The sequence below is a fragment of the Magnetospirillum moscoviense genome, from assembly GCF_001650635.1.
In the GTDB taxonomy this organism is placed as follows: domain Bacteria; phylum Pseudomonadota; class Alphaproteobacteria; order Rhodospirillales; family Magnetospirillaceae; genus Magnetospirillum; species Magnetospirillum moscoviense.
In genome coordinates this window covers 1-5,088 of record NZ_LWQU01000025.1, presented here as the reverse complement: position 1 = coordinate 5,088, position 5,088 = coordinate 1, and the positions used below count along the sequence as shown (strand labels likewise).

At 66.3% G+C, this 5,088-nt stretch carries 3 protein-coding genes; all 3 read right to left on the bottom strand.

Annotation, left to right across the window (positions count from 1 at the left end; translation table 11 throughout):
- Positions 1-121: 121 nt before the first annotated feature.
- Positions 122-1,090: a Tim44 domain-containing protein gene (locus tag A6A05_RS01625; RefSeq protein ID WP_068496826.1), complete on the bottom strand. Its 969-nt coding sequence runs from the start codon at positions 1,088-1,090 to the stop codon at positions 122-124.
- A gap of 97 nt (positions 1,091-1,187) precedes the next feature.
- Positions 1,188-2,297 (bottom strand): peptide chain release factor 2, encoded by a 1,110-nt coding sequence (gene prfB / locus A6A05_RS01620; RefSeq protein ID WP_068496823.1) that lies wholly within the window; start codon positions 2,295-2,297, stop codon positions 1,188-1,190.
- A gap of 59 nt (positions 2,298-2,356) precedes the next feature.
- On the bottom strand, positions 2,357-4,861 hold the full coding sequence (locus tag A6A05_RS01615; protein WP_068496822.1) for a penicillin-binding protein 1A: 2,505 nt from the start codon (positions 4,859-4,861) through the stop codon (positions 2,357-2,359).
- Positions 4,862-5,088: the final 227 nt, after the last annotated feature.

Sequence of the window (5,088 nt, the reverse complement as noted above, 5' to 3'; positions counted from 1 at the left end):
ACCTTCGCGACCATGATCTACCTGATCGCCGCCCCACTCGGGGATCTCTTCAAATCCATTTGAGGCGTCGAAGAACCGAAAAAGAAAAGGCCGGGTCCTGCGACCCGGCCTTTTTTGTTGGTCACACCTGCTCGATCGCACTCAGCAGCCAGGTACCGCCGCCGACCCGCAGGAAGGTCCACAATTCGGTGCTTTCCACCGGACGATTGCGGTCGCCATCGACCACCTGGCCGTCGGACAGCCGCACGGTGTAGTCCTTGGCCGAGAAGGTGATGCGGGCAGTGACGTATTCCCGTTCGCCCTCGCGCCAGGTCTCGGTGACGTCGCCGGCCAGAAGCTGGACGTCCTCCATCACGTTGCGCAATCCGGCCGACTGGTCCTTGGCCAGGTCCTCGCCCATCCAGCCGGCGACCTCGGGCGTCACCAACTGGCGGATCGCCACCGGGTTGCCGTCGCTCCACGCCTTTTGCACGCCGGCGATGATCTGGGTGAACATCTCCTGGTCGGCGGCCGAGGGCTCGAACTCCTTGGCGATCCGGGTCTCCGCCTGGGTGCCCATCGGGCCGGCGGCCTCGCGCTGATAGGCCGGCACGTCGGCACCGGCGGTTTGTGCCCGGTGGCGGGTGAACAGGCGATAGCCCAGATAGGCCAGGCCGCCGATCAGGGCGATCTGCAACAGCGTGCCCAGCATGCTGCCCATCGGCGAGGCGGCACCTGCGGCGGCCATGGCCGGCGAATGGCCGAACAGCATCGAGCCGATGCCGGCACCGACCAGGCCGCCCATGATGCCGCCCATGAAGGGGTTGCGCTGGAAGAAGCCGGGCTGCTGCATCGGCGCCGCGGCGGCGGCCGGGCCGCCGATGCCGGGCTGGCGGACGGCATTGGGGTTGTACATCGGCTGGGCCGCACCTGGCGCCTGCGGCGCCATCTGCGGGGCCGGCGGCGCGATCGAACGGTCGATCGGACGATCGTAGGTGCGATCCCCGCGTGAGCCCATGCTGGAGCCCTTGCCAGCCTTGGCAAAAGCATCGGCGGCGAAGGTCAAGCTTAGGGTGGCGGCAAGAACGACGGCAAGAACGCGGAAGCCCATGGTGTCCCCTGTCGATAATGACGATGGCGGAACCGATATAGGCCCCGCCATCAAGAATTCAAATGACACTTTGGTCATGCAAGGCGCGCTGGGGGGCCTATTCCTCGTGCCCCTTGATGCGCGCCGCCAGCGAGGCGGCCATGAACTGGTCGAGATCGCCGTCCAGCACGCCCTGGCTGTCCGAGGTTTCGACATTGGTCCGCAGGTCCTTGACCATCTGATAGGGCTGCAGCACGTACGAGCGGATCTGGTGGCCCCAGCCGATATCGGTCTTGGTGTCCTCGAGGGCCTGGGCGGCGGCCTCGCGCTTTTGCAGCTCGGCCTCGTACATGCGCGAGCGCAGCATGTCCCAGGCCCGCGCCCGGTTCTGGTGCTGCGAGCGCTCGGTCTGGCAGGCCACGGCGATGCCGGTGGGAATATGGGTGATGCGCACCGCCGAATCGGTCTTGTTGATGTGCTGGCCGCCGGCGCCCGAGGCACGGTAGGTGTCGATGCGGCAATCGCCTTCGTTGATCTGGATGTCGATGGTGTCATCGACTTCGGGATAGACCCACACCGACGAGAAGCTGGTGTGACGCCGGGCCTGGCTGTCATAGGGCGAGATGCGCACCAGGCGGTGCACGCCGGCCTCGGTCTTCAGCCAGCCATAGGCATTGTGACCCGACACCCGGATGGTGCCCGACTTGATGCCGGCGGCTTCACCGGCGCTTTCTTCCAGATATTCGACCTTGAAGCCCTTCTTTTCCGCCCAGCGCATATACATGCGCAGCAGCATCTGGGCCCAATCCTGAGATTCGGTGCCGCCGGCACCGGCATTGATCTCGACGTAGCAATCGTTGGAATCGGCCTCGCCCGACAGCAGGGTTTCCAGCTCCATCTGGGCGGCCAGGGCCTTGAGCGCGCGCAATTGCGCCTCGGCGTCGGCGGCGACATCCGCATCGCCCTCGGCCTCGGCCATCTCGATCAGCTCGATCAGGTCGGCCATCTCGGTTTCCAGCCGGCGGCAGGTGGAAATCTGGCTGTCGAGCTGGGTGCGCTCGCGCATCAGCTTCTGCGCCTTGTCGCCGTCATTCCACAGATTGGGGTCTTCCGAGGCGGCGTTCAACTCGTCCAGGCGACGCAACGCCTCGTCCCAATTCAGGTGGCGCTTCAACAGGGCCTGCGACTTGCGAATATCGGCGGCCAGCGCTTCGATCTCGGCGCGCAAGGGATGGTCCTTTCCAGCAAGGAACTGATGCAGGCGGCTTTTTTAGGGGAAGGCGCGCCCTAGTACAAGCCCCCCGAGGTCGGAGCCGGCCCGGTGGGCGGCGGCGGCGGCGCGTTGGGCATGACAAGTCCGTGCGACGGTCCGGTCTCGGTGGGCAGCGGATTGAAGGTGAAGCCCTCGGCGCCCTCGCCCTCCAGGACGTCCTCGTCTTCGGACGGCATGCGGTCGGTGGACTTGAAGGCCTCCAGGATGGCCTTGGCCTCGCCCGGCATCGCCGGCTTGCCCGAGGTGGCGTTGACCCGGACCATGCGCACGCCGGGCGGCACGCGGAACGGCGTAGCCGGTTTGTCCTTCAAGGCTTCCATCATGAAGTCGCGGAACACCGGAGCGGCGATCGAGCCGCCGGTTTCCTTGTCGCCCAGGCTTTGCGGTTCGTCGAAGCCGACGAACACGCCGACCGCCAGATCGGGCGAGAAGCCGACGAACCACACGTCATAGCTGTCGTTCGAGGTGCCGGTCTTGCCGGCCAGCGGCTTGCCGATTGCGGCGACGGCCCGGCCGGTGCCGCGCTGGACCACGCCTTCCAGGATCGACACCATCTGATAGGCGCTGACCGGATCGATGATCTGTTCGCGCAGGTCGGGCACCATCGGCATTTCCTGGCCGGAATACTGCACCGGCCAGCAGCCGTCGCAGAAGCGCTTGTCGTGGTTGAACACCGTGCGGCCGTTGCGGTCCTGGATACGGTCGATCAGGGTCGGCGTGATCTTCTTGCCGCCATTGACCAACTGGGCATAGGCGGCGGTCAGCTTCAGCACGGTGGTTTCGCCGGCGCCCAGGGCCATGGCCAGCTGGCGCGGCAGATTGTCGTAGATGCCGAAGCGCTGGGCATAATCGGCGACGGTATTCATGCCGATGGCCTGGGCCAGGCGCACGGTCATCAGGTTTCGCGACTTCTCGATGCCGACGCGCAGCGTGGTCGGCCCCAGGAAGTCGCCGCCGTAATTCTTGGGCCGCCACAAGGGCAGACCCGGTCCCTGCGGCAGGGCGATGGGGGCGTCCAGCACCAGCGAGGACGGCGTGTAGCCATGTTCCAGCGCCGGCAGATAGACGAAGGGCTTATAGGCCGAGCCCGGCTGGCGCAGCGCCTGGGTGGCGCGGTTGAACTGGCTTTTGCCATAGGCCCAACCGCCGACCATGGCCTTGACCCGGCCGGTATGGGGGTCCATGGCCACCAGGGCGCCCTCGATCTTGGGGATCTGGCGCAGCGAATATTGACCGGCCGCCAGGGTCTTGCCCTCTTCGGTCCGCGCCCCGGCCTCGACCAGCACGACGTCGCCGGGCTGGACCACGTCGCCGGCCTTCTTCGGCATCGGCCCGACCTCTTGGTCCTTCATCCACGGCCTGGCCCAGCGCAGTTCGATCCACGGAATGGTGGCGGTGCGGCCGTCGGCGAAGCCGATCAGGGCATTGGGCTCGTTGAGGGCCAGCACCACCGCCAGGGACCACGGCTCGGCCCCTTGCGGATAGGGCACCGCCGCCAGACGCTGCTGCCAGCCCTGACCGGCCGGAATGCGGGTGACCGGGCCGCGCCAGCCATGGCGGCGGTCATAGGACATCAGACCGTCGCGCAGCACCTTCGAGGCATGGGCCTGCAGATGGGCATCGACGGTCGAGCGCACCACCAGGCCGCCCTTGTAAAGGGCCTGCTCGCCGAAGCGGGCGGCCAGGTCGCGGCGGATGTCCTCGGCGAAATAGTCGGCGCCGACGATCACCTGGCCGTCGTCGCGCTTGCGCATCACCAAAGGCTCGGCCACCGCCTGCTCGTACTCGGCGCGGGTGATACGTCCGTCTTCCAGCATGCGGCCGATCACCCAGTCGCGCCGTTCCTTGGCGGCCTGGGCGTGGCGGATGGGATGGTAATTGTTGGGCGCCTTGGGCAGCGCCGCCAGATAGGCGGCCTCGGCCACCGTCAGCTCGTCAAGGGCGCGGTTGAAATAGGAATTGGCCGCCGCCGCCACGCCGTAATTGCCCATGCCGAGATAAATCTCGTTCAGGTACAGCTCGAGGATATGGTCCTTCGAGAAGGCCCGCTCGATGCGAAAGGCCAGGATCGCTTCCTTGATCTTGCGCGCGATCGACACTTCGTTGGTCAACAGGAAGTTCTTGGCCACCTGCTGGGTGATGGTCGAGGCGCCGACCGGGCGGCGGTCCGCCCCCATCCCCTTGTTGCGGATATTGACCACCACCGCCCGGGCGATGCCGATGGGATCGACGCCGGCATGGTCATAGAAATTCTTGTCCTCGGCCGACAGGAAGGCTTCCTTGATGCGCGGCGGGATGGCGTCGATGGGCAGGAAGGCCCGCTTCTCGACGGCGTATTCGGCCACCAAACGGCCGTCGCCACCATAGACGCGGGTGGTGATCGGCGGCTCGTAATGGGCCAGCTGGTGATAATCCGGCAGCGATTGCCCGTAATGCCAGAAGACATAGACCGCCCCGCCCGTGCCGATAATGGCGAGCAGCAGCAGCAGGCTGAACATCAGGGCGAGAAAACGCAGCATGGACCCCAGGCGCGACGCGATGCGGCGGAACCGGCCGGTGGTACCCCGTGCCGGCCCCGCCGTCAAGCGTGGCGTGGTTCTAAGAGCCCGTCCGGAAGGTTCTTGAGTCCGATGAATCAGTTGTGATTCCATAGCTCTCCAGACGAATCGGGGGGGCAGCATGTGGACGAAGGAGAACCGGCGGGTCTATGAGCGGCGCGGCCTCCGCTATCCCAGCGACTTGACGG

Coding starts and splice junctions, on each gene's coding strand:
- A6A05_RS01625 (WP_068496826.1), bottom strand. CDS start 1,090: ATGGGCTTCCGCGTTCTTGCCGTCGTTCTTGCCGCCACCCTAAGCTTG.
- A6A05_RS01615 (WP_068496822.1), bottom strand. CDS start 4,861: ATGCTGCGTTTTCTCGCCCTGATGTTCAGCCTGCTGCTGCTGCTCGCC.